This is a genomic window from Myroides indicus (assembly GCF_004364575.1).
Classification (GTDB): Bacteria; Bacteroidota; Bacteroidia; order Flavobacteriales; family Flavobacteriaceae; genus Flavobacterium; species Flavobacterium indicum_A.
The window spans coordinates 50,216-73,227 of sequence record NZ_SOAG01000019.1 but is presented as its reverse complement, the minus strand read 5'-3'; the positions used below and the strand labels follow the sequence as shown (position 1 = coordinate 73,227).

The window sequence follows — 23,012 nt, the reverse complement described above, 5'->3', positions numbered from 1 at the left end:
GCCAGGGGCATCGCAGAGTAGCTACGTTGGGCAGGGATAAGCGCTGAAAGCATATAAGTGCGAAACCCACCACAAGATTAGATTTCTTTAAAGGGTCGTTGAAGATGACAACGTTGATAGGCTACAGATGTAGAGGCAGTAATGTCACAGTCGAGTAGTACTAATAGCCCGTACGCTTATGTGCGCTCTCCCTGTCTCAGGGATGGGGAGAGGGCGTCTTTCTATTTGGGATAAGGTTTATTTATCCATATATTTTTATTTTTTTGTTGCCGCGTGTTTTTTCAGTATAGTTAACCATATAAGTTACTTTTAGTAGTAGCTGCCGAATCAGGGTGGTTATTGCGGCGGGGTCCACCTCTTTCCATTTCGAACAGAGCAGTTAAGCCCGCCAGCGCAGATGGTACTGCCGCAAGGTGGGAGAGTATGTCGCTGCCCTTTTTTTGAAAATCCCCTTCACATTAGTGTGAAGGGGATTTTTTGTTATTTATTTACTATGTTTGCCTATTGATAAATTTATAAAAATAATCATGAAAAAATACTTTACACATTAATTGTCCTTGCAGTGCTTAACTTTACAGCAAAAGCACAAGAATCAAGTTATTCTGATTCAGCAAGTGAACAAACAACTATTAAACTAGGGCTCAAGGGAGGGGTTAATTTGAGTGATTTTAATGAAAGTGGTTTAAAAAAGAGAACTGATCTTCATATTGGAGGTGTGATGGAAATATTTGTTAATAATAATTTTTCTATACAGCCAGAATTAATGTATTCTTCTCAGGGGGCAAGGGAGAAGGAAGATACACCTTTTGCAAGGTTTGAAGCCAAAATGAAAATAAACTATATTAATGTGTCTGTCATGTTTAAATATTATGTACGAAATGGATTTAGTATTCAGGCGGGACCGCAGATAGGTTTTGTAGTAGTTCTAAATTATCAACTGATATAGGACCCGTGGATAATATAGATTTAGAAAGCATTACGAATTCAGTGGATTTTGGATTTAATATGGGTTTGGGATACGAGTTCTCACAAGGACTTTTTTTCGATGCAAGATATAATTTTGGATTGACTAATACCTTACAACCTATTAAAAGTTCAGATTTTGATGGAGGAGGAAAAAACAGAGTTTTTTAGCTTTCTGTAGGAGATAAGTTTTAAATGGAAATAGAAAACCAATAAAGACAGATTAATCTGTCTTTATTGGTTTTCTATATTTTTGAGGAATTCAAAAATCAAGTAACTTTCATATCCTTTGCGCATTAAATATCCAATCCATTTGTTTTTTTTCTTTTCTAAGGAACTACTTTCTATGTTATTCCATTTTTTTTGAGCTAAGGAATGAAATTTTTTTAAATATTCGGTTTCTATTTCTTTTAAAGCTATTTCAATATTATAATTTGAAATATCCCTGAATTTGAGCTCTTGCTTGATTCTATTTCTACCCCAACCATTTTGTCTATGTTTTCCTCTTGTAAAGCTACAAGCAAAACGTTCTTCGTTTAAAAAGTTATTTTCTATTAGATGAACTATAATCGGATCATGCAACGCAGTATTTATTTTTAGTTTGTACATTTTATCAGTTATTTCTGTGTGGCAGCGCTCCTGATAAACACAAAACTGTTCAAGCTTTTGCTTGGCTTCTTCAAAGGATAAATAGGTGTTTTCACGAGACTTCACAATCAATGTAGTTTTAATTTGTTATGGGTATTGATTATCGCTTTTTTGTTTTTATTGTCTATCCATTTTTGTCCTTGAATTTTTCGCATCAAATTGTCAAAATGCCGCATGATTGTTACGTTATATGCTGCTTTAGCCAGATTGGAAAGTTTAGAAGGGAAAGCTCGTAAACTCATGGAAAATCCAGGAGTTAAATATTTCATGTAGTGCCAGTAGCCTTCCGGCATATACAGAACTTCTCCGTGATTGAGATTGCAGATATAGCCTTTGGCATATTGCAAAGCAGGCCATTTTTTAAAATCGGGATTGTCAAAATCAATATCTTCTCTTGTAATTAGAGAATGGGGAATTTTATACATATAGGGAGTTTGCCTTGGATCGAACAAAATACATTGTTTTTTGCCATGAAAATGAAAGTGAAGAATGTTAGAATAATCAATATCAAAATGCATAAATACTTTGGAATTTTCACCTCCAAAAAATAACATGGGTAATTGTTTTACGAGTTTTAATCCAATGTCAGGCCATTTAAAATCATTTTGAAGAGAAGGGACTTCTTTCATAAGATTGTATAAAAAAATGCGATAATTAGTGGGTTTTGTTTGTAATAGCTTGATATAATCACTCATTTTCATTTTGGCATGTGCTTGATTAAATCCATCTTTATGTGTTACAGGACGGTCATCATAAAGCGGAACGATTTTATCGCCAGCTATTTCTTTGATATAATCTAGGTGCCATTTCTGAAAAGCATCCCAATCTTCTGTCAGTTTTTCAATTACAACTGGTTTTTGCTTTTTAAAGTATTTCTCAAGAAAGTCTTGTTTTGAAATTGTCGAAACTCTTTCTATTTCCTGAAGCTTTAGTTTAGCCATAGTTAGATATTTTGACTTTATATTTTTAAATGATGTTTTGTTGAATATAAATACAAATTTAATAAAGGATTATTAAATAGTTAAGATTTAAATAAAAACTATTGAAAATCTAACTCGAAAAAATATTTCAATTGTGCGATATTGAGTTGTGATAAAAGAATATTATATAGTAGTTATTTTTTGTTTCTGATAAATGATTTGTATAAATTAGGGGAAAATAAAAGATATGAGTATAAATAGTAGTTTTCTAAAAGAGTTGGAAAAAGAAATAGCAAGTACAAAAAAAATAATTGCTCGTATCCCTAATGATAAGTGGGGATGGAAACCGCATGAAAAATCAATGTCAGTAGGAGATTTGGCAAAACACATAACAGAATTGACTATTTGGACTGTAAATATTACAGAAAAAGATAAATTAGATTTTCATCAAGACTATGTTCCTCTTAAGGCTACAACAACAGAAGATTTATTAGAACTGCTAGATGAATTTTATGAACAAAGCAGAAAAGCTGTAGAAAAATTTGATGAAAAAAAATGGGAAGAAGATTGGAGTTTAACGGCAGGAGAACATCTAATTGCAAAGATGCCAAAGATTGCAGCCAATCGGTTTATAGTTAACAATCATATTTATCATCACAGGGGACAACTCTCGGTTTATCTTCGTTTGCTTGACATACCTATTCCGGGAATGTATGGTCCGTCTGCAGATGAAAGTATAAAAAGTATATAAAAAAAAGCCTGATTACTAAAATGTAATCAGGCTTTTTGTGCCCGGAGTGGGAATCGAACCCACACTCCTAGGAACACGAGTTTGAGTCGTGCGCGTCTACCAATTCCGCCATCCGGGCGATGACCTCTTGTTTGTGAGTGCAAATGTAGGTAAAAAAAAATACTTTCAAAGAAAAAAACTAAAAAAATCGCTTCATCAATATAAATTTTATAAATTTGCATCGCCTTATAAAAATGGGTAAGGTCTAACTAACAAAAGAACAACTAATTATCAAAATGTCAAATTACGAACCGGAAGCAAAAATTTTTTCCTGCTCACAAAGCCTTGAATTAGCGGAGAAAATAGCTAAACATTATGGAGTAGAATTAGGAAAAGTAACTTTGTCGTATTACAGTGACGGAGAGTTTCAGCCTTCATTTGAAGAATCAATAAGAGGAAGAAGAATATTTTTAGTTTGTTCTACTTTTCCGTCTTCAGATAATCTGATGGAATTGTTGCTGATGTGTGATGCGGCTAAAAGAGCATCGGCAAGGCACATTACAGCTGTAATTCCTTATTTTGGATGGGCACGACAAGATAGAAAAGATAAACCTCGAGTTCCTATAGGAGCCAAGTTAGTTGCTAAATTATTAGAATCTGCCGGAGCAACTCGTATCATGACAATGGATTTGCACGCTGATCAAATTCAAGGTTTTTTTGAAAAACCAGTGGATCATCTGTATGCTTCAACAATATTTTTGCCTTATGTCAAGAGCTTAAATATTGATAATCTCACAATTGCATCACCAGATATGGGAGGATCCAAAAGAGCTTATGCTTACTCTAAATTTTTGGGATCAGATGTAGTTATTTGCTATAAACAGAGAAAACAGGCTAATGTCATTGAAAAAATGGAGCTGATAGGTGATGTGTCAGGACGAAATGTGATTTTGGTTGATGATATGATTGATACAGGAGGGACATTGGCAAAGGCAGCAGATATGATGATTGAAAGAGGGGCGTTGAGCGTCAGAGCAATTTGTACGCATGCAATTTTATCAGGAGGAGCATATGAAAAGATTGAGCAATCCTCTATAAAAGAATTAATTGTTTCTGACTCTATCCCGTTAAAGCGTCAAAGTGACAAGATTAAGGTGTTGAGCTGTGCTCCTTTATTTGCAGAGGTAATGCATAATGTTCAGGCAAACGAGTCTATCAGTCAGACATTTATAATGTAAATTTATTAATTTTTTAAATATATACTAGATGAAATCGATTACGATTAAAGGATCACAAAGAGAAAGCGTGGGTAAAGTGTCTACTAAAACCTTGCGTAATGCTGGAATGGTACCTTGCGTGTTATACGGAGGAACAGAACCAGCCATGCATTTTTCTGCAGAAGAAAAAGCATTTAAAAATTTGGTTTATACTCCAAATGTACACACTGTTGTAATTGATTTGGACGGAGGGAAGAAATTTAATGCTGTATTGCAGGATATTCAATTTCACCCTGTAACAGATAAAATCATGCACATTGATTTTTATCAACTGCACGATGATAAAGAGATTACGTTAGAAGTGCCTGTAAAAATCACAGGAAATTCTAAAGGGGTAATGGCAGGGGGAGTTTTGAACCTTAACTTGCGTAAGCTAAAAGTGAAAGCTTTGCCGGCTAATTTACCAGATTTTGTAGAGGTAAATATTTCTAATTTGGATATGGGTAATAAATTATATGTTACTGATTTACCAGAAAATAACTACAAATTATTACATGCAGATAACACTGTAATTTGTCAGGTAAGAATTTCACGTGCGGCGATGAAAGCAGCTCAAGAAGCAGCAAAAGCAGCAAAAACACCAGCAAAGAAAAAATAATTTCAAAGCTTATATTTTTAAGAGCACCTGTGTCAATAACGCAGGTGCTTTTTTATTTGCAACTTGCTTGTATTAGATTAATTTTGTGTTCAGATTTTGTTTTTATATGAAAAAGTTTTTAATTGTAGGATTAGGAAATATCGGTGTAGAATATATTCATACCAGACATAATATAGGATTTAAAGTAGTAGAAGAAATAGCCCGTGAACTGAGCGGAGAATGGCAGACGGTAAAATTAGGAGCCTTAGCAGAAGTAAAAATAAAAGGACGGACATTGCTGCTCTTGAAACCCAATACCTATATGAACTTAAGTGGAAAAGCGGTACAATATTGGTTGGAAAAAGAAAAAATTCCGGTTGAAAACTTACTGATAATTACAGATGACCTCAACTTGCCGTTTGGAACAATACGCATCAAAGGGAAAGGCTCGGATGGGGGACACAACGGCTTAAAAAGCATTCAGGCATTGCTGAATACAGTTAATTATCCCCGCTTTAGATTTGGTATCAGCGATGAATTTAAAAAAGGACAGCAGGTAGATTACGTACTTGGAAACTGGAGTGATCAAGAAAATCAGTTTTTGCCTGAAAGACTGCAAACTGCATCTAAAGCTGTACAGGAATTTGTTTTGGCAGGATTAAATAACGCTATGAATAATTATAACGGAAAATAATTGATAACCCACGCTATACTTGTCAAAAAGGAAATTCCTTATATGGTTCCTGCCGGAGTAAAATATGTTTTAACCAATAAAGGTGTAGATTTAGTTCCGATATTGAAAAATCTTTGTGATTGGGAAAAATATATGCCGAGGAAAAAGAAGTTTATGTCTGTTCCCTCGGCATACACTTTCAAATACGATTGATTTATTCAGCTTCTTTTCTTTAGATATTGTAATTTACTGTTTCCATTTTAATTCTCCTCCTTCATTGTACATTTCTATTGAAGGAGTACCCAAGCTGTCAACTTTTAAAACCAGTCTCGGAACCTCATTCGCATCTTTCATAACCAACGAAGCATTTCCGTTTTCTGTAACCAGATTGATCCGGTTTATGTTATAACCAGGTTTACCGGAAACGTCCTTGTCGTTTATGGTCAATCCAGCTTTGAAATAGTTGCTTTTTTGATCGTCTTGTGCGTAAATTCCTATAGCATCTGCATTCTGATAGTCAAATGAAATAGCATTTAAATTCATTTGTTCATGTTCGGAGATAGCAATTCCTCCCCGTTCGTCACCATTTTTATCGTAAAAAATAAGTCCGGCAGGGGTTATTCTTCTTTCATAAATTTTTCCTTTTATGATTGGCGACGGGATTTTGTCAGCATTAGAAATAACAACCCTGTTGTTTCCGGTAGAATCCTTAATATCTATTCGTTCGGTATGTATGTTATCCGGACTATTCCACAAGAAGTACGAAAGAAAAGCAATAAGTATCAGATTAGATAGCAATAGTAAACCGAATAATAATTTAAATGTTTTGGATGTAGAATTCATAATTTAAAAGAGTTTATGGATGTTTTACTTTATTAATATTTAATGGATTTATAAATCGTGATTTTTGCTATTATATACTCCAATTTATTTGGTTTATAGAAATTTTGAAGGAAGTCTGCCCGTAGAAGCTTTAAAGTCCTTTATAAAGTGAGATTGATCATAATATCCTGCTTTCAACGCAATTTCAGTGAGATTGTCTTTCGTATAGTTTGAGAGGAACAAGTTTCTGAATCTTATAATGTTGATATATTGCTTGGGAGTAGTTCCTACTTTAGCCCGGAATCGTTTTTCAAAAGTATCTCTGCTTATAGGAAGACCGCTGGTTAATTCCTTGACGGAAATAATTCCATTTCTATTTTTAATTTTTACAATGGATTCATTAATAATATTGTCTGTCAAACAGGGTTCTATCTCTTCCAGTAAAAACCGTTCTATGATTTCAACCATTTGTTCATATGATTTCTTGTTTTTGATTGTATCAACTAAGTTATTTACTTTTTGGGTGTCAAATAGTTCCTCTAAGGCAATGAATTTTTCAAAAAGAAGATTCAAAGGTTTCTTGATTAGGGATGCGGCATATCCGGGATTAAATATTACAACAAATAGCAAGGTTTTGTCAGCAAATGTAAATTTGAACGACCTGCGTGCTATACCAAAGATAACTGCTTTGGGAAGATCTCTAATAGAACCGTCCTGCTGATGCATAGAGATCTTTCCTTTAATAATTATGTCTAAAGATAGAGAAGTACTGGGGAGCGTTTCTAATTCAATTCCTTGATTGCATTCAACCAACATGTATTCTTGTATAGGTATCTGCAATGCTTTACAAGGAGTGGTTTTATACTCTATCCTTGGGTTTCGTTTAGTATCATGATCAAAAAAGTTATGGCTATTGTTCTTGTTTTCCATAGCATAAGTTCAACATTTGCTATCGCAATTTAGTAATTATCCCTATCGCAGAATTGTAAAAAATCAGTAAATAGATAATAAAGCAGATATAAAGTAATGAACTATTTTTTAAAAACTAAAAAATTCTATGATTTATAAATATTTAGAATTGTATTTATCAAATGGTTTGTAGCCATTATTTTTTTATATTTTGATGACTAATTCAATCTTATTTTAATTGTTATAACTAAGATTTTAACGATAGTTTTATTTGCTTTCGTATTTCATCATTTATGTTTTTTTTGGTCAGACCTACAGTATTTAAAGATGTCCATAAATCAGTTTTGGATTTTAGCAATTCCATTAATTTATCCTTCCCATATATATGCAGAGTTCTTTCAATGATTACAGCGGATAGCAGGTAGGGTACAGATGTTTCATTTTCAAAATAAATTCTTTCATAAATATCGGTGTATAAACTAAGGTCAATGTCTTTGTTTATTTCTAAGAAATTAATGAATTTTTTTCTGTGCCATTGATAATCATATTTTCCGCTGCCCGCAATAAATGTAGCCAATCCTTCATCAATGAATTTATCAATTTTTGGAAACAGGTCATTTGTATAAATATGAATAATTTCGTGAGTATAAATCTCGGAATTATTACCCGAATAAACCACATTTCCATGTTCGGCAAGTCCGCCTGTTTTGTCTATATACATCATTGGATTATAGTCAAAACCTTTAATTTCAAAGATTTCCTTTGGAGTAATACAGGAATAAAATGTTATTGGAATAGGATTGCAGTTTAAAAACTGGCAGATTTTTTCAATATCATTTTTCTGATTAGTAATTTCTTCATTATTTGCAATCTTGTTAGGAGAAATTTTATAAGTTAAGCTGTCTTTTTGAATTACTTCCCAGTTTTCAGTTGCGTAATCCAAATATCTGCTAAATATAATCTTGTCTTGGTCAATATTTGCTACTATGTTATAAATTGATTTTAATTGGCTTTCTTGCGTTGTATTTTGATGTCCGATAAAAGCTATTTTTACGATTTTTTGAACCGGGTTTTCGGTTGAAATTATTTCCATTAAGGTTGGTCTATAAAAATTCTCCCCGTATATGGAATTCTCGATATTGATGATATCAAGATAGGGATAGGTATATTTTTTAAAATCTGAAGAATTCCAATATTTATTATGTGTTAACGAGGAATTTTTAGTCTTTAAAAATTCAGTCAAAGCATTTATAATAGCTTTATTTTCTTTATCAGTTTGGTCTATAATAGGAGAAATAGTCAGTGAAAAAGGATCTTGTTTTGTTGTTTGTCCGTTACATGCAAAAATCAATAGAGAAGTTATTAGCAGTAAAATTTTCCTCATAGCAGAGTTTTAAAAAGATATAACCAAATATATAAAACTCTTTTAGAAAGGCAGAACAAATTTTTTGCTGATTGTATTTTATGTTTGCAAGAAGAAACTGATTGCTAGATAGTAATCCAAATTTACAGAATAGTATCCTAATATGGAATTTTTATTATTTCTCCTTGTTTATTTAATATAAGGAGATTGGTTGGGATTTTTCCATAAATCTTTTGATCAGGATATAAATGATACATTCCGAAATTTTTTGCATCAATACTAATTTCTTTGTTCTGAGCATTCATATATAACCACGGATTTACGAAAGCCCAGTCTATATCTTTTAATTTAGAGATTTCTTCCAAGTCTCCTGTATCGCCTGAAAAGTAAATTTTTTTATCGTGCCAAGTAATTAAGTAGGAATAATGCTTAAAAGGAATACCATAAACTTTATGTTCTGTTTTAAAGGCTGTTATATTAAAATTAGTAACTAAGTCACTTAAACTTCTTAATTCAAAAATATTTGAGGGATCAATTTTTTTGCCCTGAAGCTTCTTTAAAATCTTTTTGGAATAATGATCTGCATGCCGATGAGTAAAGATGAAAACGGAATTTTCTTTTATACTATCTATTTCAGCTTTATTATATTCCATGTACTTATGAGCTCCTGATTTATAAGGAAAATCAATATAAATGTTTGATTGTCCATCTGTCATATGAAGACCGCAATTTCCAATAAATCTGATTTTAATTTCTTGTGCTTGACTAGAATTAAAAAAACAAATAAAGGAAACAAATACTAAGGTTTTTCTTAGAAATTTTGTCATATATGTTCTATATTTAAAAAAATAATTACTTAAATATACAAATTATACCTTAAAATTTCATAGTTGTAAAAGCTAAAATAACTTCTATAAATAACAATTTCGGAAATAGCCAGCTATTTCCGAAATTGTTGTAAGTTATAAATTTTAAAAACCCTTTATTGTGGTTTTACCGTAATATGCAATTCTTCCAGTTGTTCTGGTCTGATCGCAGAAGGTGCATCAATCATCACATCTCTGCCCGAGTTATTTTTAGGGAAAGCGATAAAGTCGCGGATAGTTTCTTGTCCGCCCAAAATTGCCACCAGACGATCCAATCCAAAAGCTAAACCTCCGTGTGGCGGAGCTCCATATTGGAAAGCATTTAACAGGAATCCGAATTGTTTTTGAGCTTCTTCTTTGGTAAAACCCAAGTGTTTGAACATTAGCTCTTGTGTTTCTCTGTCGTGAATGCGGATAGAACCTCCGCCTATTTCATTGCCGTTTAAAACCAAATCATAAGCATTGGCACGTACTTTTCCCGGATCACTATCCAATAACGGTATATCTTCTCTTTTAGGCGATGTAAAAGGGTGGTGCATGGCAAAATACCTGCCTGCCTCTTCATCCCATTCAAACAAAGGGAAATCGATAACCCATAATGGTGCAAATTCATCAGGCTTTCTCAATCCTAGGCGATTGCCAAGTTCCATACGCAGGGCACTTAACTGAGCTCTTGTTTTATTTGCCGGTCCTGATAATACCAGAATCAAATCACCTTCTTTGGCATTTGTAATTTCTGCCCAATTTTTCAAATCATCCTGATCAAAAAACTTATCTACAGAAGATTTGTATGTTCCTCCTGCTTCGCATTTGCAATATACCATTCCGCTTGCACCAACCTGAGGACGTTTTACCCAGTCAATCAAAGCATCGATTTCTTTGCGGGTATAAGCAGCTCCGCCCGGAACGGCAATACCAATTACCAATTCGGCACTGTTGAAAACTCCGAAATCTTTGTGTTGAGCAACTTTATTTAATTCGCCAAACTCCATTCCAAAACGAATATCCGGTTTGTCGTTTCCATACTTTTTCATCGCTTCTTCAAAGGTCATTCTTGGAAACTTATCAATTTCTATATTGTGAATACTTTTTAAGAGGTGCTTAGTCATTCCTTCAAAGGTATCTATTACATCCTCTTGCTCAACAAACGCCATTTCACAGTCAATCTGAGTAAATTCAGGTTGTCTGTCTGCGCGTAAATCTTCATCTCGAAAACATTTTACAATCTGAAAATATTTGTCCATTCCGCCTACCATCAACAATTGTTTAAAAGTTTGAGGAGATTGTGGCAAAGCGTAAAACTCACCTGGATTCATGCGGGACGGCACTACAAAATCCCTTGCACCTTCAGGTGTTGAACTGATTAAATAAGGGGTTTCTATCTCGCAAAAATCTTGTGCAGAAAGATAATTTCTTACTTCCTGGGCTACCTTGTGTCTAAAAAGCAGGTTGTTTTTTACCGGATTTCTTCGGATGTCTAAATAACGGTATTTCATGCGGATATCTTCTCCGCCATCTGTTTCATCTTCTATTGTAAAAGGCGGTACGCTCGATTCGTTTAATACTTTTAATGAAGTTACTAAAATTTCAATATCGCCGGTCGGTAAATTAGGATTTTTGGAAGAACGCTCAATCACCGTTCCTGTTACCTGAATAACAAACTCCCGCCCCAGATTTTTAGCAGTTTCAAAAACGCTTTTATCTGTTCTTTCGGCATCAAAGATCAATTGCGTGATTCCATAACGATCCCGTAAATCAATCCAAATCATAAATCCTTTGTCGCGGTGTTTGCTTACCCATCCTGAAAGGGTAACTTCTGTATTTATATCTGAAGCTCTTAAAGCTCCGCAATTATGCGTTCTGTACATTGTTGAAAAATTTCTACAAATTTATAAACTTATTATTAACTTAAAATGAAAACATTATAAGAAATTGGTTTAGTAGTTAACGGACTGCTTGTTGGTTTTGCTGCATTTTGAGAAATAAAAATGCTAATATAGCTCCGCTGACTGCCATTCCGGCACCTACCCACTCTGGTGAGTTGTATCCTAATCCCAATGCAATAGGAATACCTCCCAGATAAGCACCCAAAGCATTTCCGATGTTAAAGCATGCCTGACCTGCTGATGCAGCGAGCATTTCTGAACCTTTGGCATTTTTTATCAGCATCATCTGTAATGGAGATCCCATTGTAAAAGCAACTAATCCGGTGACTAATGCCATAACGTATGCCAGCCATTGGATATGAACGGTATAATAAACTACAATCAGGCAGATCGTCATGGCGCTGAACGAAAAGATAACGGCTTTGGATGGAGAAAACGTATCTGCAATTTTACCGCCGACAAAATTGCCCAAAAACATTCCCAGCCCGACTAAAGTCATAATAATCGGAATATTTTTTTCCGGAATCAGAGCAATGTGCATCATCATGGGTTTGATGTAACTAATCCAGGCAAACAGTCCTCCTGTGCCTATAGAAATTAAAGCTACAAGTACCCAGGCAGTTTTAGTTTTAAAAAAAGAAAGCTGTTTTTGTGTATTGGTATTTTTGTCTGCTTCTAATTTGGGTATCCACAACCAGATGGTAAGCGTTGTAATAATGCCTAGTGAAGCTATTAATCCGTAAGCAGTTCGCCATGAAAATTCCTGTCCGATATAAGTGGAGAGAGGAACGCCAATCAGATTAGCGGTTGTCAGTCCGGCAAACATAATAGCAACTGCCTGTGCTTCTTTTCCGGGCTTTGCAAGTTGTGTAGCAACGACTGAACCTACTCCAAAAAATGCTCCATGCGGCAACCCCGATACAAAACGAGTGATGAGCAAGGTAGTGTAATCAGGAGAAATAACAAAAAGAGTGTGAAATACTGAAAACATCAGCATGAGTGTCATTAATACTTTGTGCGGGGCGAATTTATTGGAAAGCATAACCAGTAGAGGCGCTCCTATTACCACGCCCAGAGCATAAATAGAAATAAAATTTCCGGCTTGGGGTATGCTGATATGTAGATCTTCTGCTACGTTTGAGAGCAATCCCATCATTGAAAATTCGGTCATTCCAATAGCGAGCCCCCCAACGGCAAGAGCAAGTAAGCTTTTGTTCATCTAGATAAAGTTATATCGTTTGTCTTTTAGAGAAGTAATTTTTATTAGTCTGTTTCTTTACCTCTTTCGTATTGAGAAGCCCATTGTAAATCAATACCCAGTTCCTGAGCTGCTGTTGCAACAAAATGCGGATTTCTTAAAAATTCTCTTCCTATCAACACAAAATCGGCTTTATTGCTTTGAAGAATTTCTTCTGCCTGCGTACCGGTTTTGATGAGTCCTACCGCTCCGGTAAGAATACCTGTTTTGATTTTTATTTCTTCCGCAAAAGGAACCTGATAGTTTAATCCGGTTGTTATCTGCTGATGTCTGACCGCTCCTCCGGAACTTACGTCTAATACTTCAACACCTTTAGATTTTAAAACTTTTGTCAACTCAGTGCTTTCGGATATATTCCAACCGCCTTCCGCCCAGTCCGTAGCAGAAATTCTGACCCAGAGCGATTGTGTCGTTAATACATCTTTTACCGCATCGATGATTTCTGATAAAAAACGAATCCTATTTTCAAAACTTTCGCCGTATTCGTCTGTGCGGTTGTTGATTAAAGGAGATAAAAATTGATGAACCAGATAGCCATGAGCGGCGTGTATTTCTATGATTTCATAACCTGCTTTAACAGCTCTTTCTGCTGCTGTCTTAAAAGCTGTAACCAGTTTTTGGATTTCTTCTTTTGAAAGCGCTTTAGGACGATGATCTTTTTCATGAAAAGGAATGTCAGAAGGAGCTACCGTCTGCCAGCCATTATTTTTATCCGGAGCTATTTGGTTTCGGGTAATCCACGGTTTTTCGCAGCTGGCTTTTCTGCCTGCATGAGCTAATTGTATTCCGGGAATACTGCCTTGTGACCTTATAAATTGGGTTATTTGTTTTAATTTTGTAACATGTTCATCTTTCCAGATACCTAAATCAGCATAAGTTATTCTGCCTTCAGGAGAAACAGAAGTAGCTTCTTGTATGATGGCGCCGGCTTTTGCAATAGCAAACTGCCCCAGATGAACTAAATGCCAATCTGCTGCAAAACCATCAGTTGCGCTATACTGACACATAGGGGAAACGACGATCCTATTTTGCAGGGTATGATTTTTTAGTGGCAGACTCGTAAAAAGCATTTTCATTATTAGTTTGTTTTTACAAAAAGGTTGTTGACAATTTTTTTGGTAACTGTGATTTCGTAATCGTTGATTTTTATTCTGTAAGACTGATCAAAAGGTTCTATTTCAAGAATTTCGATTTTACTGCCAAGTGAAATTTTTTGTTTGTCTAAATATTGTAAAAAATCAGAAGATGAATCTTTCACTCCAATGCAGATAGCTGTTTTTTTGATTGGTAATTCTGATAAAAGCTGTTTGTTTATCATTTTCATGTCGCCTTTAGAATCGGGTATTGGATCTCCGTGTGGATCTTCAGTCGGATAACCGAGAAAAGCATCTAATTTATTGATTAATTTTTCTGATTTAATATGCTCCAGCTCCTCTGCTACATCGTGTACTTCATCCCAGTTGAAATTTAGTTTTTCTACTAAAAAAACTTCCCAAAGCCGATGTTTTCTTACAATCATTTTTGCCGCCATCAACCCTTCGGATGTCAGAGTAACTCCCTGGTATTTTTGATATTTTATCAGCTTTTTTTCATTCAGCTTTTTAATCATATCGGTTACAGAAGAGGCTTTGGTTTCTATCTTGGCAGCGATGGCATTGGTTGAAATACCGTGCTTTTGTCCTTGTGATAAATGGAAAATAGTTTTTAGGTAATTTTCTTCTGAGTAGGTAAGCATAGTATTATTTTTTAATAATTACAAAGGTACGTTTTTTTATTTATAAATTTATTTTTAGCTTTGCCTAAATTTATTTTTAAATTAGTATAAAAAATATTTTAAATGAAAGCTAAAGCTACTATTTTGCTCTTTTTCTTGAGTATCGTATTCGGACATGCTCAGATAATAAAAGGAAAAATAACTTCAGGCAGTGAGATGTTGCCATATGCCACCATTTTACTAAAAGGCACTATTGAAAGTGGGATTGTTGCAGATGAAAAAGGGCATTTTATTTTTAAAAATTTAGTTCCGGGCTCTTATGTGCTTCAGGCAGAGTTTATAGGTTATAAAAAACAGAAAAAAACGATAGTGGTAAAGGAAGGCCAAACCGTTGTTGTTGACTTTAATCTGAAGGAAAATTCCGGTTTGGATGAAATTGTTATTTCAGGCTCCTTGAAACCGATGTTAAAATCAGATGCAGTTACTCCTGTCGAAATTTATACACCTACATTTTTTGCTAAAAACCCTACTGCCAGCTTGTTTGACGCAGTACAAATGATAAACGGTGTTCAGCCTCAACTAAATTGTAATGTTTGCAATACAGGAGACATTCATATCAACGGAATGGAAGGCCCTTATACGATGATTTTAATTGACGGAATGCCAATTGTTTCTTCACTCTCTACCGTTTACGGACTGTTTGGTATTCCTACAAATATGATTGAACGAGTGGAAGTTGTAAAAGGTCCGGCTTCATCCCTCTATGGTACTGAAGCGATGGGAGGAATTATTAATGTGATTACCAAAGATCCGAAAAACGCGGCAAAATTAAGTGTTGATGTGTTTACTACAACTTGGCTGGAAAATAATATAGATTTAGGAGCTGGTTATAAACTCGGAAAAAAGGTCTATGGACTGTTTGGAGGAAATTATTTTAAGTTTGGAGAGAGAAAAGATAAAAACAAGGATGGTTTCACAGATGTAACCCTTCAAGATAGAGTGTCCTTATTTAACAAATTATCATTAAAGCGAAAGGAGAATAGAATTGCAAGTCTGGCTTTGCGCTATGTTTATGAAGATCGTTGGGGAGGAGAAACAAACTGGCAGCGAAAAAAACATAGAGGCGGAGAAGAAGTTTATGCGGAAAGTATTTTCACTAATCGCTTTGAGGCAATCGGGATGTACCAGCTGCCGACAACAGAAAATATATACACTCAGTTTTCTTATATCTATCACAATCAAAATTCAATGTATGGACCTGAATCTTATGATGCAAAGCAACAGGTGGCTTTTGTTCAGGCATATTGGGACAAGAATATTGGAAATCACAGCTTGTTGTTAGGAACTTCTTTTAAATATACTTACTATGACGATAATACAAGAGGTACAGGTATTTACGATGAAAATGGTTTGGTAAAGAACCAGCCAGAAGAAACGCCTATTCCAGGTATTTTTGTTCAGGATGAATGGTCGTTGAATAAGCAAAATAAGCTTTTATTGGGGTATCGCTTTGACTATGACAAAACACATGGCGGAATTCATTCCCCCCGAATAGGGTATAAGTTTGCACCTAATCCACATCATGCGTTGAGAGCGAGCTTTGGTACGGGATTTAGAGTCGTCAATGTTTTTACGGAAGATCACCGCGCTTTAACAGGAGCACGGGAAGTTGTGTTTGCAGAAGATTTAGATCCTGAAAAATCATATAATACAAACCTGAACTATACTTTTAAAGTGCCCGCTAATTTTGGAATTTTCAATTTTGACTTGAATGGATTCTATACTTATTTTACGAATAAAATTGACGCGGATACAGATACCGATCAACATCAGATTATTTATGCAAATTTAGATGGATATGCCATATCTCAAGGTGTGTCTTTAAATGTTGATGTAACATTTGACTTTCCGTTAAAATTAATGGCAGGAGCAACTTACATGGATGTCTATCGAAAAGAAGACGGTATTAGAGAGCAAATTTATCATTCACCTAAATGGTCGGGAAATGTATTAGCAAGTTACAATTTTGGAAGAGGCTTTACGGCAGACTTTACGGCAGACTGGAAAGGACCAATGCGATTGCCGCGTGTTGATGATGATTATCGTCCGGAATATTCTCCGTGGATAGCATTGGCAAATATTCAGGTAACTAAAAAGTTTAACGCTGGTTTTGAAATATATGGAGGAGTCAAAAACCTATTCAATACTCTTCCAAAAGAAGATGCTATTGCCAGATGGTGGGATCCGTTCGGAGAACCGGGTAATGGTGTAACACCTCCGGCAGGAAGAACAGATGTGATTTTTGAACCGAATGATTATAGCTATACTCCTTTACAGGGCATAAGAGGTTTTCTAGGGGTTAGATATACCGTTTTTTAAAAAATAAATTTTGGTAATTGCAGAAGAAATGAGAAGTATTATTTTTTTTGTGTTTGGTTATTTTCTCGGGGTTGGTAGTTATGCTCAGCCTCGGGAAATAACTTTTTCACAGTTAGAAAAGCAGCTGAAACAGGATCCCAAACCCACGGTGGTATTTATGTATACTGACTGGTGCAGTTATTGCCTGCTGATGGAGAAAAAAACTTTTTCTGACCAAAGCATCTCTGAAAAACTGGATAGTGATTTTTATTTTATTTCTTTTAATGCAGAATCTAAACAAGAAATTCATTTTAAAAATCACTTGTTTGCGTATAAAAAAACAGGAATTGAATCAGGTGTACATGAACTGGCACTCACCTTGGGAGAGGGAAATACTTATCCTGCAGTAATTTTTCTCAATCAAGATCAGGAGGTTGTCTATCAGCATTTTGGTTATCTCCGTCCCAAACAAATGTATAAGTTGTTAAATGCAATAACAGAGTAAATTTTGATTAAGAGATTTGTCGCTGATGTAATAGCCGGAGATTTTATATCTCTAAAAATAAAATCTTTTATCTTTGCACAGTATGCAGCAATAATAAAATAACATATCGATTATTAATTTGGTTCACGTACTAGCAAGAACCAAAAGAGATTTATTAGTTCCTTCATATAAAAGAGGGTGGTTATTTTATTATTTATATTCATGAATTTTAAGAACAACAATAAAATTGTAATATTTATTTCGATTACAATTATATTAGATACCGCAGGATTTGGTATCATCTTTCCGGTTTTGCCAGACTTGCTTGAAAAACTTTTAAATGCAAATATTGCTGTAGCAGCAAAATATGGAGACGTTTTAACACTAGTTTATGCTTTAATGCAGTTTGTTTTTGCTCCCATATTAGGAACTGTGAGTGATTATTTTGGACGCAGACCGGTTCTTTTACTATCGCTATTAGGTTTTTCTTTCGACTGTTTTTTAATGGCATTTGCCAATTCCTATAGCATGTTAATCTTGGGAAGAGTTATTGCAGGTATTACAGGAGCTACTTTTGCCGTTTCATGCGCGACAATAGCAGATATAACGAACGACAGCGATAGAACAAAATACTACGGTTTTATTAATGCAGCTTTTGGAGCAGGGTTTATTGTAGGACCTTTAATTGGAGGATTAATAGGAGAGTGCAACATGTATTATCCATTTTTATTTTCAGGTATTTTAGGACTGTGTAATACAGTATATGGTTATTTCTTTTTTCCTGAAACTAATCAGACTCGTCAAAAAGGACGATTTAGATTTTTGGATACAATATCTCCTGTTTCGCAACTGAAAAGAATAGTTGAGTTTAGAAAAATAGCAGTGTTTCTTATTGGTTATTTATTGGTTTCTGCTTCTTCTCATAGTATGGAGAGTACTTGGGCTTATTTTACAATTGATAAATTTGATTGGGGCAAACAGCAAATAGGTGCTTCGCTTACCATTATCGGTGTGATAGGGTTTGTTGTACAAATTTATCTTGTGAGTTTTCTTGCAAAACAAATTTCCGATTTTAAGCTGATAGTTTTTGGGCTAATGCTTAGCGCTTTAGGGTTTTTTATTATGAGTTTTGCAGATAAAACAATTTATTTGTGGATAGGGATGGGGCTGTACCTTATGGGGAGCATACAGCAAACAGGTTTTCAATCATTGTTATCTAAAACTGTTCACAGGAATGATCAGGGAAAAATGCAAGGTATGTTGGGGAGTATAAATGGCTTGACTACTATTTTTGCTCCATTTGTTTTTACGTACAGCTTTTATTTGTTTACAAAAGAATCCGCCGTAGTTCATTTTAGCGGTATAGCGTTTTCTCTGGCAGGCTTATTAATTTTAGTAAGCTTATTATTATTGATAATCAATAAAATACAAAAATAAGTGACTGTGTTTTTTAAATAAAACTAAAAAATTAGTTTGTAAACTATGAAAATAGTTATATGTTTGTATGTAATAAATCTATAACTATGGAAAAACTGACAAATAGAGAAGAAGAAATTATGAGAATCCTGTGGAAACTGGAAAGAGGATTCATTAATGATATTATGCAGCACATGCCCAAGCCCAAACCACATTATAACACCTTGTCTACAATGGTTAGAATTTTGGAAGAAAAGGGGGTGGTAGGACATACCGCATACGGCAAATCACACCAATATTATCCTATTGTTCAGCTGGAAGATTACCGTCGTATGTTTATGGAAGATACAATGAATAAGTATTTTGACAATTCATTCAGCAATTTGGTTAACTTTTTTGTCAAGGACAAAAAAGTCTCTGAAGAAGAGCTGAATGAGCTGATTGCTATGGTCGAAAAAAACAAACACAATAAATAACCAGCTTATGACTTCTATATCTGTTTACTTGCTAAAAGTAAACCTGTTGTTGAGCGTGTTGTATCTTTTTTATTTTTTGTTTTTGCGCAAAGAAACTTTTGTAAAAGCCAACCGGATTTACTTTTTATCAGGAATTGTCGTTAGTTTGGTGCTGCCTTTTTTCACTTATAGTAAGGTAATTATGGTAAAAGCAGTTCCTTTCCTAGATGTTACCCGTTTTACATCTGTTGAAGCAGGAGTTTTACCTGTGCAAAACTTTTGGAACTTATTGAATGCAGAGCAAATTGCGCTGGTGCTTTATGCCGTTGTAGTCTTTGTACTAATGTTGCGTTTAGTAAAGCGGATTTACAATCTTGTTCAGTATTTGAAAAGCCTGCCTCAGAGTCCGTTTGACAAAAACACTTTGATTGATTCTGACACAAAAGAAGCGTATTCTTTTTGGAAATGGATAATCCTGCCTCAAAACAAACAAGTTGTTGCCAATTCAGATATAATTATAGCGCACGAAGCCATACACGTGAAGCAACGACATACTATAGATGTTTTGATTATAAATGTTTTGAAAAATATTTTTTGGTTTAATCCCGTGCTGATTTTAATGCAGAAAGCAATAAACCTCAATCTGGAATATATTGTTGATCAGGAAATAAGCAAAAAATTTGATGTATATCAATACCAAATGACGCTGATTCAGTTTGAGAAAGTAAAAACACAACCGTTTGCACTGGTAAATTCGTTTGCGTTTCCCAGCCTGAAAAAAAGAGTTTTGATGTTAAATACCCAAAAATCACCTATTATGAAAAAATTAAAATTTGTGCTGACTGCACCCATATTGGCAGCTTTCTTTTTGTCTTTTCAGATAAAAGTAAAAGCCGAAGTGCTATCGGCTATTCAGACAGAATATGAAAACGTAATTACTAAAGAGCTTGTGGTACAAAATGATACTTTAGCGGATGGAGAAGAAACCTTAACGCGTCAAAAAGCAGAATTGAAAGCACAACGAAAAGAATTGGCATTGATGCAGAAAGAACTTGAAATCCAACAGCAGAAACTCGAAAAATTGCGTGAAGAACTAAAAGTTCAAAAAGAGGAATTGGCAGAAAAACAAAGCAAAACCGCAGTACTATCTCGTGTTGAAACAGAAAACAGAAAAGCCGAAATTACAGCGCATAAAAAAGAAATGGAATCGCGGCGAGCCGAAGCTGAGCAGCAACGGACAGAAGTAAAAGCCAGACTTGCCGAATTGAAGGCTCAAAGAGAAAAGGAGCTAGCTAATAGAAAAGCCGAAATTACAGCACGTAAAAAAGAAATGGAATCGCGACGAGCCGAAGCTGAACAGTAACGGACAGAAATAAAAACAAAGCTTGCTGAATGGAATGAAAATAGAAAGTCAGAAACTGGTACAATTGTGAGAAAAGCCGATGGTTCCCTAGAAATGATCTCAGATGACAAAGTCATGGAAATAACTTACAATGAGAACGGAAAGGACACTTTTAAAACCAAAGGTAAAAGTTCGACTTGGGCAATAGTTTCTCATTATCCACCTGTTAGTACGTCGGGAAAAGCCTTGTTTGTAGACGGAAAAAAAACTTCTTGGGATGAGTTTGAAAAGGTAAAACCTGAAGATTTGGGACACATGCAAATTATAACAGGTGAAAAAGCCGTAGAAAAATACGGTGAATCCGGCACAAACGGGATAATAGAAGTAACCACAAAAAACAAATAATATTAATTATAAATTCAGATTAGTAAGTAAGAGCGGTTTGAGAAAACTGCTTTTTTTATGCCATATCAACAGGACTAAAAACATCACCATAAGCTTTGTCAATAAATAGTTTTAAGTATATTTGCTTATAAACTAATAACATCAATATTTACGCTATGCTTAAACACGCACACTCGGGTATCGCTTATCTGGTTATAATATTCCTGATAATCGTTGTAATCAATGCTTTTATGGGCAAGAGTTCTAAAAAGCAATTCACAGACAAAGACCGGAAGTTAGGATTATTTGCCTTGATTTTTAGTCATATCCAGTTATTGCTGGGATTGATTTTGTATTTTGTTTCCCCAATGGTTCAGAGCTTTGGAGTAGCAATGAAAGACTCAACTTTGAGATTATATGCATTAGAACATCCTTTAATTAATATTATTGCTATTGTTTTAATCACTATAGGATGGTCTAAACACAAAAAAGCGGAAGGAGATGCTAAAAAATTCAAGACTTTTGCTATATTCTATACTTTAGGATTAGTTTTGATATTATCCCGTATTCCTTGGAAGGTTTGGATACCAAGTCTTTTTGCTTAAAAGTTTAGTTATAGATAAATAAAAAGTGCTCCTTCTTTAGAGGAGCACTTTTTTTGGTATATTTTTTGTGTGACTAACCACATTTGCTAAATACAGCTGGATGAAGATTCTACAATATATTTTTGGTGTATTTTTAATCATAACTTTATCTAGTTTTTCAGAACTTAAACAAATGTATATGAAAGGCGATGAGGTTTCAAAAAATCTGTTAGCAGTTGGTGCAGATACCTTGTTAACATTAGATGATAATTTGATTGTGTCAGACATTGAAAATACAGAATACGAAGGAGAATATGAAGTTGTAAACGAACAAACCAAAGCTTCCTATTACCACGATAAATTTACCGGACGCAAGACGGCAAGTGGTGAAATTTTTGATAATTCAAAATATACCGCCGCTCATAAAACATTGCCGTTTGGTACAAAAATAAAGGTTACCAACCTTAAAAATCAACGCTTCGTTGTTTTAACCGTGACAGACCGCGGACCTTTTACCAAGGGCAGAAGCGTGGATCTTTCCAAGAAAGCTTTTTTTGAGCTTACAGATAACCACCAAAGAGGAGTTTTAGAAGTTAAAATAGAAAAATTACTGGTTAGTGAAAATTAAAAGATTGATAAAAGTTGGCATTGTATTGTTTTTTTTGGTTCTTTTCTTGTTGAGTTAAGCACAAGCGAAGTGTACAAGATTTAACAATATTTGAATTGATTGTAGAAAAAATCATCAATATGAGGATGAATGCCACATATCCAGTAACTTGTAGTATGATTGAAAAAGATTAAAAAGGATTGTTTTTCGCAAACACAATTAAAAATAGTTGATCATAAAATAGACTGCCGAGTATAAGTCGAATCTTATTATATTTTAAATAATAATTTTACCATTTCTTATAGGGAAATTTCGAGATATATGAATTGTAATATTGGTTTTTGCCGGTAACCTCTTCTCCAAGCCATTCTGGTTTTTCAAAAATTTCATCATCTGAAGTAAGTTCTATTTCCGCAAGGATTAACCCTTTATTATCACCGTGGAAAATGTCAACCTCAAAAATATGATTTTGTTTTTTAATTAAATATCTTGTTTTAGAGATTACGAAATCCTCACACAAGTTGAGTAATTGCATACCTTCAATATAATCAATTTCTTTTTCCCATTCAAATCGGGAAGTACCCGAAATATTGCTCTTGCCTTTAATAGTAATAAAGGCTTGCTTATCTCGGATTCTTATCCTGACGGTTCGGTCAGGATTGGAGTTTAAATAACCTTGTGAAATTTCATTACTGCAATGCGATTCTTCAACAAATGCATGTGAACTAACTAAAAATTTTCTTTCAATTTCAATCATTGTTTTTTTAATAAACTGT

The 23,012-nt window shown here is 34.5% G+C and carries 26 protein-coding genes, 1 tRNA gene and 2 rRNA genes; 17 read left to right on the top strand and 12 right to left on the bottom strand.

Features of this window, described 5'->3' with window-relative positions; genetic code table 11:
* From C8P70_RS09070 to C8P70_RS09055, 4 genes are all read left to right on the top strand, one after another.
* Positions 1-184: ribosomal RNA gene (locus C8P70_RS09070) — 23S ribosomal RNA — on the top strand; the annotation flags it as partial.
* A 144-nt stretch (positions 185-328) separates the two neighbouring features.
* Positions 329-438: ribosomal RNA gene (gene rrf / locus C8P70_RS09065) — 5S ribosomal RNA — on the top strand.
* Between the two features lie 124 nt (positions 439-562).
* Positions 563-946 (top strand): porin family protein, encoded by a 384-nt coding sequence (locus C8P70_RS09060; protein ID WP_166666206.1) that lies wholly within the window; start codon positions 563-565, stop codon positions 944-946.
* Between the two features lie 5 nt (positions 947-951).
* A complete protein-coding gene (locus C8P70_RS09055; RefSeq protein ID WP_166666205.1) occupies positions 952-1,134 on the top strand; it encodes an outer membrane beta-barrel protein in 183 nt (60 codons plus the stop codon).
* Between the two features lie 63 nt (positions 1,135-1,197).
* Here the strand turns inward: C8P70_RS09055 and C8P70_RS09050 are convergent, their stop codons facing one another.
* Both C8P70_RS09050 and C8P70_RS09045 read right to left on the bottom strand, forming a co-directional pair.
* Positions 1,198-1,677, bottom strand: a complete 480-nt coding sequence (locus C8P70_RS09050; RefSeq protein WP_166666204.1) for a regulatory protein RecX — start codon at positions 1,675-1,677, stop codon at positions 1,198-1,200.
* Between the two features lie 2 nt (positions 1,678-1,679).
* Entirely contained in the window at positions 1,680-2,552 is an 873-nt protein-coding gene (locus C8P70_RS09045; protein WP_133713012.1) for a cupin-like domain-containing protein, read from the bottom strand.
* Between the two features lie 226 nt (positions 2,553-2,778).
* On the opposite strand from C8P70_RS09045, the gene C8P70_RS09040 reads away from it, so the two are divergent.
* Positions 2,779-3,282, top strand: a complete 504-nt coding sequence (locus tag C8P70_RS09040) for a DinB family protein (protein WP_133713011.1) — start codon at positions 2,779-2,781, stop codon at positions 3,280-3,282.
* A 38-nt stretch (positions 3,283-3,320) separates the two neighbouring features.
* On the opposite strand, the gene C8P70_RS09035 is transcribed toward C8P70_RS09040, so the two are convergent.
* Positions 3,321-3,400 (bottom strand) — tRNA-Leu (locus C8P70_RS09035).
* Positions 3,401-3,557: 157 nt separating this feature from the next.
* On the opposite strand from C8P70_RS09035, the gene C8P70_RS09030 reads away from it, so the two are divergent.
* From C8P70_RS09030 to C8P70_RS14255, 4 genes are all read left to right on the top strand, one after another.
* On the top strand, positions 3,558-4,499 hold the full coding sequence (locus C8P70_RS09030) for a ribose-phosphate pyrophosphokinase (protein ID WP_133713010.1): 942 nt from the start codon (positions 3,558-3,560) through the stop codon (positions 4,497-4,499).
* 28 nt (positions 4,500-4,527) lie between these two features.
* Positions 4,528-5,136, top strand: coding sequence for a 50S ribosomal protein L25/general stress protein Ctc (locus C8P70_RS09025; protein ID WP_133713009.1), 609 nt, complete (start codon positions 4,528-4,530; stop codon positions 5,134-5,136).
* Between the two features lie 106 nt (positions 5,137-5,242).
* Complete coding sequence (gene pth, locus C8P70_RS09020) at positions 5,243-5,809, top strand: aminoacyl-tRNA hydrolase (protein WP_133713008.1); 567 nt, start codon at positions 5,243-5,245, stop codon at positions 5,807-5,809.
* A gap of 42 nt (positions 5,810-5,851) precedes the next feature.
* Positions 5,852-6,001, top strand: coding sequence for a winged helix-turn-helix transcriptional regulator (locus C8P70_RS14255; RefSeq protein ID WP_133713020.1), 150 nt, complete (start codon positions 5,852-5,854; stop codon positions 5,999-6,001).
* 33 nt (positions 6,002-6,034) lie between these two features.
* On the opposite strand, the gene C8P70_RS09010 is transcribed toward C8P70_RS14255, so the two are convergent.
* From C8P70_RS09010 to C8P70_RS08975, 8 genes are all read right to left on the bottom strand, one after another.
* On the bottom strand, positions 6,035-6,631 hold the full coding sequence (locus C8P70_RS09010) for a hypothetical protein (protein WP_133713007.1): 597 nt from the start codon (positions 6,629-6,631) through the stop codon (positions 6,035-6,037).
* A gap of 93 nt (positions 6,632-6,724) precedes the next feature.
* A complete protein-coding gene (locus C8P70_RS09005) occupies positions 6,725-7,540 on the bottom strand; it encodes a helix-turn-helix domain-containing protein (RefSeq protein WP_133713006.1) in 816 nt (271 codons plus the stop codon).
* A gap of 226 nt (positions 7,541-7,766) precedes the next feature.
* Positions 7,767-8,903, bottom strand: a complete 1,137-nt coding sequence (locus C8P70_RS09000) for a hypothetical protein (protein ID WP_133713005.1) — start codon at positions 8,901-8,903, stop codon at positions 7,767-7,769.
* A gap of 137 nt (positions 8,904-9,040) precedes the next feature.
* Complete coding sequence (locus C8P70_RS08995; protein WP_133713004.1) at positions 9,041-9,709, bottom strand: MBL fold metallo-hydrolase; 669 nt, start codon at positions 9,707-9,709, stop codon at positions 9,041-9,043.
* Positions 9,710-9,864: 155 nt separating this feature from the next.
* Entirely contained in the window at positions 9,865-11,616 is a 1,752-nt protein-coding gene (gene aspS, locus C8P70_RS08990) for an aspartate--tRNA ligase (protein WP_133713003.1), read from the bottom strand.
* Positions 11,617-11,692: 76 nt separating this feature from the next.
* Positions 11,693-12,853, bottom strand: coding sequence for an MFS transporter (locus C8P70_RS08985; protein ID WP_133713002.1), 1,161 nt, complete (start codon positions 12,851-12,853; stop codon positions 11,693-11,695).
* A gap of 44 nt (positions 12,854-12,897) precedes the next feature.
* Positions 12,898-13,968 (bottom strand): NADH:flavin oxidoreductase/NADH oxidase, encoded by a 1,071-nt coding sequence (locus C8P70_RS08980; RefSeq protein ID WP_133713001.1) that lies wholly within the window; start codon positions 13,966-13,968, stop codon positions 12,898-12,900.
* A gap of 2 nt (positions 13,969-13,970) precedes the next feature.
* Entirely contained in the window at positions 13,971-14,627 is a 657-nt protein-coding gene (locus C8P70_RS08975; RefSeq protein ID WP_133713000.1) for a metal-dependent transcriptional regulator, read from the bottom strand.
* A gap of 102 nt (positions 14,628-14,729) precedes the next feature.
* On the opposite strand from C8P70_RS08975, the gene C8P70_RS08970 reads away from it, so the two are divergent.
* From C8P70_RS08970 to C8P70_RS08935, 8 genes are all read left to right on the top strand, one after another.
* Positions 14,730-16,985 carry a TonB-dependent receptor gene (locus tag C8P70_RS08970; protein ID WP_133712999.1) on the top strand — a complete coding sequence of 752 codons (2,256 nt, stop codon included), beginning with the start codon at positions 14,730-14,732 and terminating at the stop codon, positions 16,983-16,985.
* A 28-nt stretch (positions 16,986-17,013) separates the two neighbouring features.
* On the top strand, positions 17,014-17,469 hold the full coding sequence (locus C8P70_RS08965) for a thioredoxin family protein (protein WP_133713019.1): 456 nt from the start codon (positions 17,014-17,016) through the stop codon (positions 17,467-17,469).
* Positions 17,470-17,670: 201 nt separating this feature from the next.
* Positions 17,671-18,885 carry an MFS transporter gene (locus C8P70_RS08960; RefSeq protein WP_133712998.1) on the top strand — a complete coding sequence of 405 codons (1,215 nt, stop codon included), beginning with the start codon at positions 17,671-17,673 and terminating at the stop codon, positions 18,883-18,885.
* Between the two features lie 86 nt (positions 18,886-18,971).
* The gene (locus C8P70_RS08955; RefSeq protein ID WP_133712997.1) at positions 18,972-19,340 is read left to right on the top strand and encodes a BlaI/MecI/CopY family transcriptional regulator; all 369 of its coding nucleotides are present in this window, start codon (positions 18,972-18,974) and stop codon (positions 19,338-19,340) included.
* A 7-nt stretch (positions 19,341-19,347) separates the two neighbouring features.
* Positions 19,348-20,682 carry a M56 family metallopeptidase gene (locus C8P70_RS08950; protein ID WP_133712996.1) on the top strand — a complete coding sequence of 445 codons (1,335 nt, stop codon included), beginning with the start codon at positions 19,348-19,350 and terminating at the stop codon, positions 20,680-20,682.
* A 66-nt stretch (positions 20,683-20,748) separates the two neighbouring features.
* Complete coding sequence (locus tag C8P70_RS08945; protein ID WP_133712995.1) at positions 20,749-21,066, top strand: hypothetical protein; 318 nt, start codon at positions 20,749-20,751, stop codon at positions 21,064-21,066.
* A gap of 155 nt (positions 21,067-21,221) precedes the next feature.
* The gene (locus C8P70_RS08940) at positions 21,222-21,650 is read left to right on the top strand and encodes a hypothetical protein (protein WP_243832693.1); all 429 of its coding nucleotides are present in this window, start codon (positions 21,222-21,224) and stop codon (positions 21,648-21,650) included.
* Positions 21,651-21,750: 100 nt separating this feature from the next.
* Positions 21,751-22,257: a septal ring lytic transglycosylase RlpA family protein gene (locus tag C8P70_RS08935; RefSeq protein WP_133712993.1), complete on the top strand. Its 507-nt coding sequence runs from the start codon at positions 21,751-21,753 to the stop codon at positions 22,255-22,257.
* A 268-nt stretch (positions 22,258-22,525) separates the two neighbouring features.
* On the opposite strand, the gene C8P70_RS08930 is transcribed toward C8P70_RS08935, so the two are convergent.
* Positions 22,526-22,993 carry a CYTH domain-containing protein gene (locus C8P70_RS08930; protein ID WP_133712992.1) on the bottom strand — a complete coding sequence of 156 codons (468 nt, stop codon included), beginning with the start codon at positions 22,991-22,993 and terminating at the stop codon, positions 22,526-22,528.
* Between the last annotated feature and the right edge of the window lie 19 nt (positions 22,994-23,012).

Coding starts and splice junctions, on each gene's coding strand:
- C8P70_RS08935 (WP_133712993.1), top strand. CDS start 21,751: ATGAAGATTCTACAATATATTTTTGGTGTATTTTTAATCATAACTTTA.
- C8P70_RS09030 (WP_133713010.1), top strand. CDS start 3,558: ATGTCAAATTACGAACCGGAAGCAAAAATTTTTTCCTGCTCACAAAGC.
- aspS (WP_133713003.1), bottom strand. CDS start 11,616: ATGTACAGAACGCATAATTGCGGAGCTTTAAGAGCTTCAGATATAAAT.
- C8P70_RS09045 (WP_133713012.1), bottom strand. CDS start 2,552: ATGGCTAAACTAAAGCTTCAGGAAATAGAAAGAGTTTCGACAATTTCA.
- C8P70_RS08950 (WP_133712996.1), top strand. CDS start 19,348: ATGACTTCTATATCTGTTTACTTGCTAAAAGTAAACCTGTTGTTGAGC.
- C8P70_RS09040 (WP_133713011.1), top strand. CDS start 2,779: ATGAGTATAAATAGTAGTTTTCTAAAAGAGTTGGAAAAAGAAATAGCA.
- pth (WP_133713008.1), top strand. CDS start 5,243: ATGAAAAAGTTTTTAATTGTAGGATTAGGAAATATCGGTGTAGAATAT.
- C8P70_RS08940 (WP_243832693.1), top strand. CDS start 21,222: ATGCTTAAACACGCACACTCGGGTATCGCTTATCTGGTTATAATATTC.
- C8P70_RS09010 (WP_133713007.1), bottom strand. CDS start 6,631: ATGAATTCTACATCCAAAACATTTAAATTATTATTCGGTTTACTATTG.
- C8P70_RS09005 (WP_133713006.1), bottom strand. CDS start 7,540: ATGGAAAACAAGAACAATAGCCATAACTTTTTTGATCATGATACTAAA.
- C8P70_RS08965 (WP_133713019.1), top strand. CDS start 17,014: ATGAGAAGTATTATTTTTTTTGTGTTTGGTTATTTTCTCGGGGTTGGT.
- C8P70_RS09025 (WP_133713009.1), top strand. CDS start 4,528: ATGAAATCGATTACGATTAAAGGATCACAAAGAGAAAGCGTGGGTAAA.
- C8P70_RS08980 (WP_133713001.1), bottom strand. CDS start 13,968: ATGAAAATGCTTTTTACGAGTCTGCCACTAAAAAATCATACCCTGCAA.
- C8P70_RS08955 (WP_133712997.1), top strand. CDS start 18,972: ATGGAAAAACTGACAAATAGAGAAGAAGAAATTATGAGAATCCTGTGG.
- C8P70_RS08960 (WP_133712998.1), top strand. CDS start 17,671: ATGAATTTTAAGAACAACAATAAAATTGTAATATTTATTTCGATTACA.
- C8P70_RS14255 (WP_133713020.1), top strand. CDS start 5,852: ATGGTTCCTGCCGGAGTAAAATATGTTTTAACCAATAAAGGTGTAGAT.
- C8P70_RS08930 (WP_133712992.1), bottom strand. CDS start 22,993: ATGATTGAAATTGAAAGAAAATTTTTAGTTAGTTCACATGCATTTGTT.
- C8P70_RS09000 (WP_133713005.1), bottom strand. CDS start 8,903: ATGAGGAAAATTTTACTGCTAATAACTTCTCTATTGATTTTTGCATGT.
- C8P70_RS08970 (WP_133712999.1), top strand. CDS start 14,730: ATGAAAGCTAAAGCTACTATTTTGCTCTTTTTCTTGAGTATCGTATTC.
- C8P70_RS08995 (WP_133713004.1), bottom strand. CDS start 9,709: ATGACAAAATTTCTAAGAAAAACCTTAGTATTTGTTTCCTTTATTTGT.
- C8P70_RS08985 (WP_133713002.1), bottom strand. CDS start 12,853: ATGAACAAAAGCTTACTTGCTCTTGCCGTTGGGGGGCTCGCTATTGGA.
- C8P70_RS08975 (WP_133713000.1), bottom strand. CDS start 14,627: ATGCTTACCTACTCAGAAGAAAATTACCTAAAAACTATTTTCCATTTA.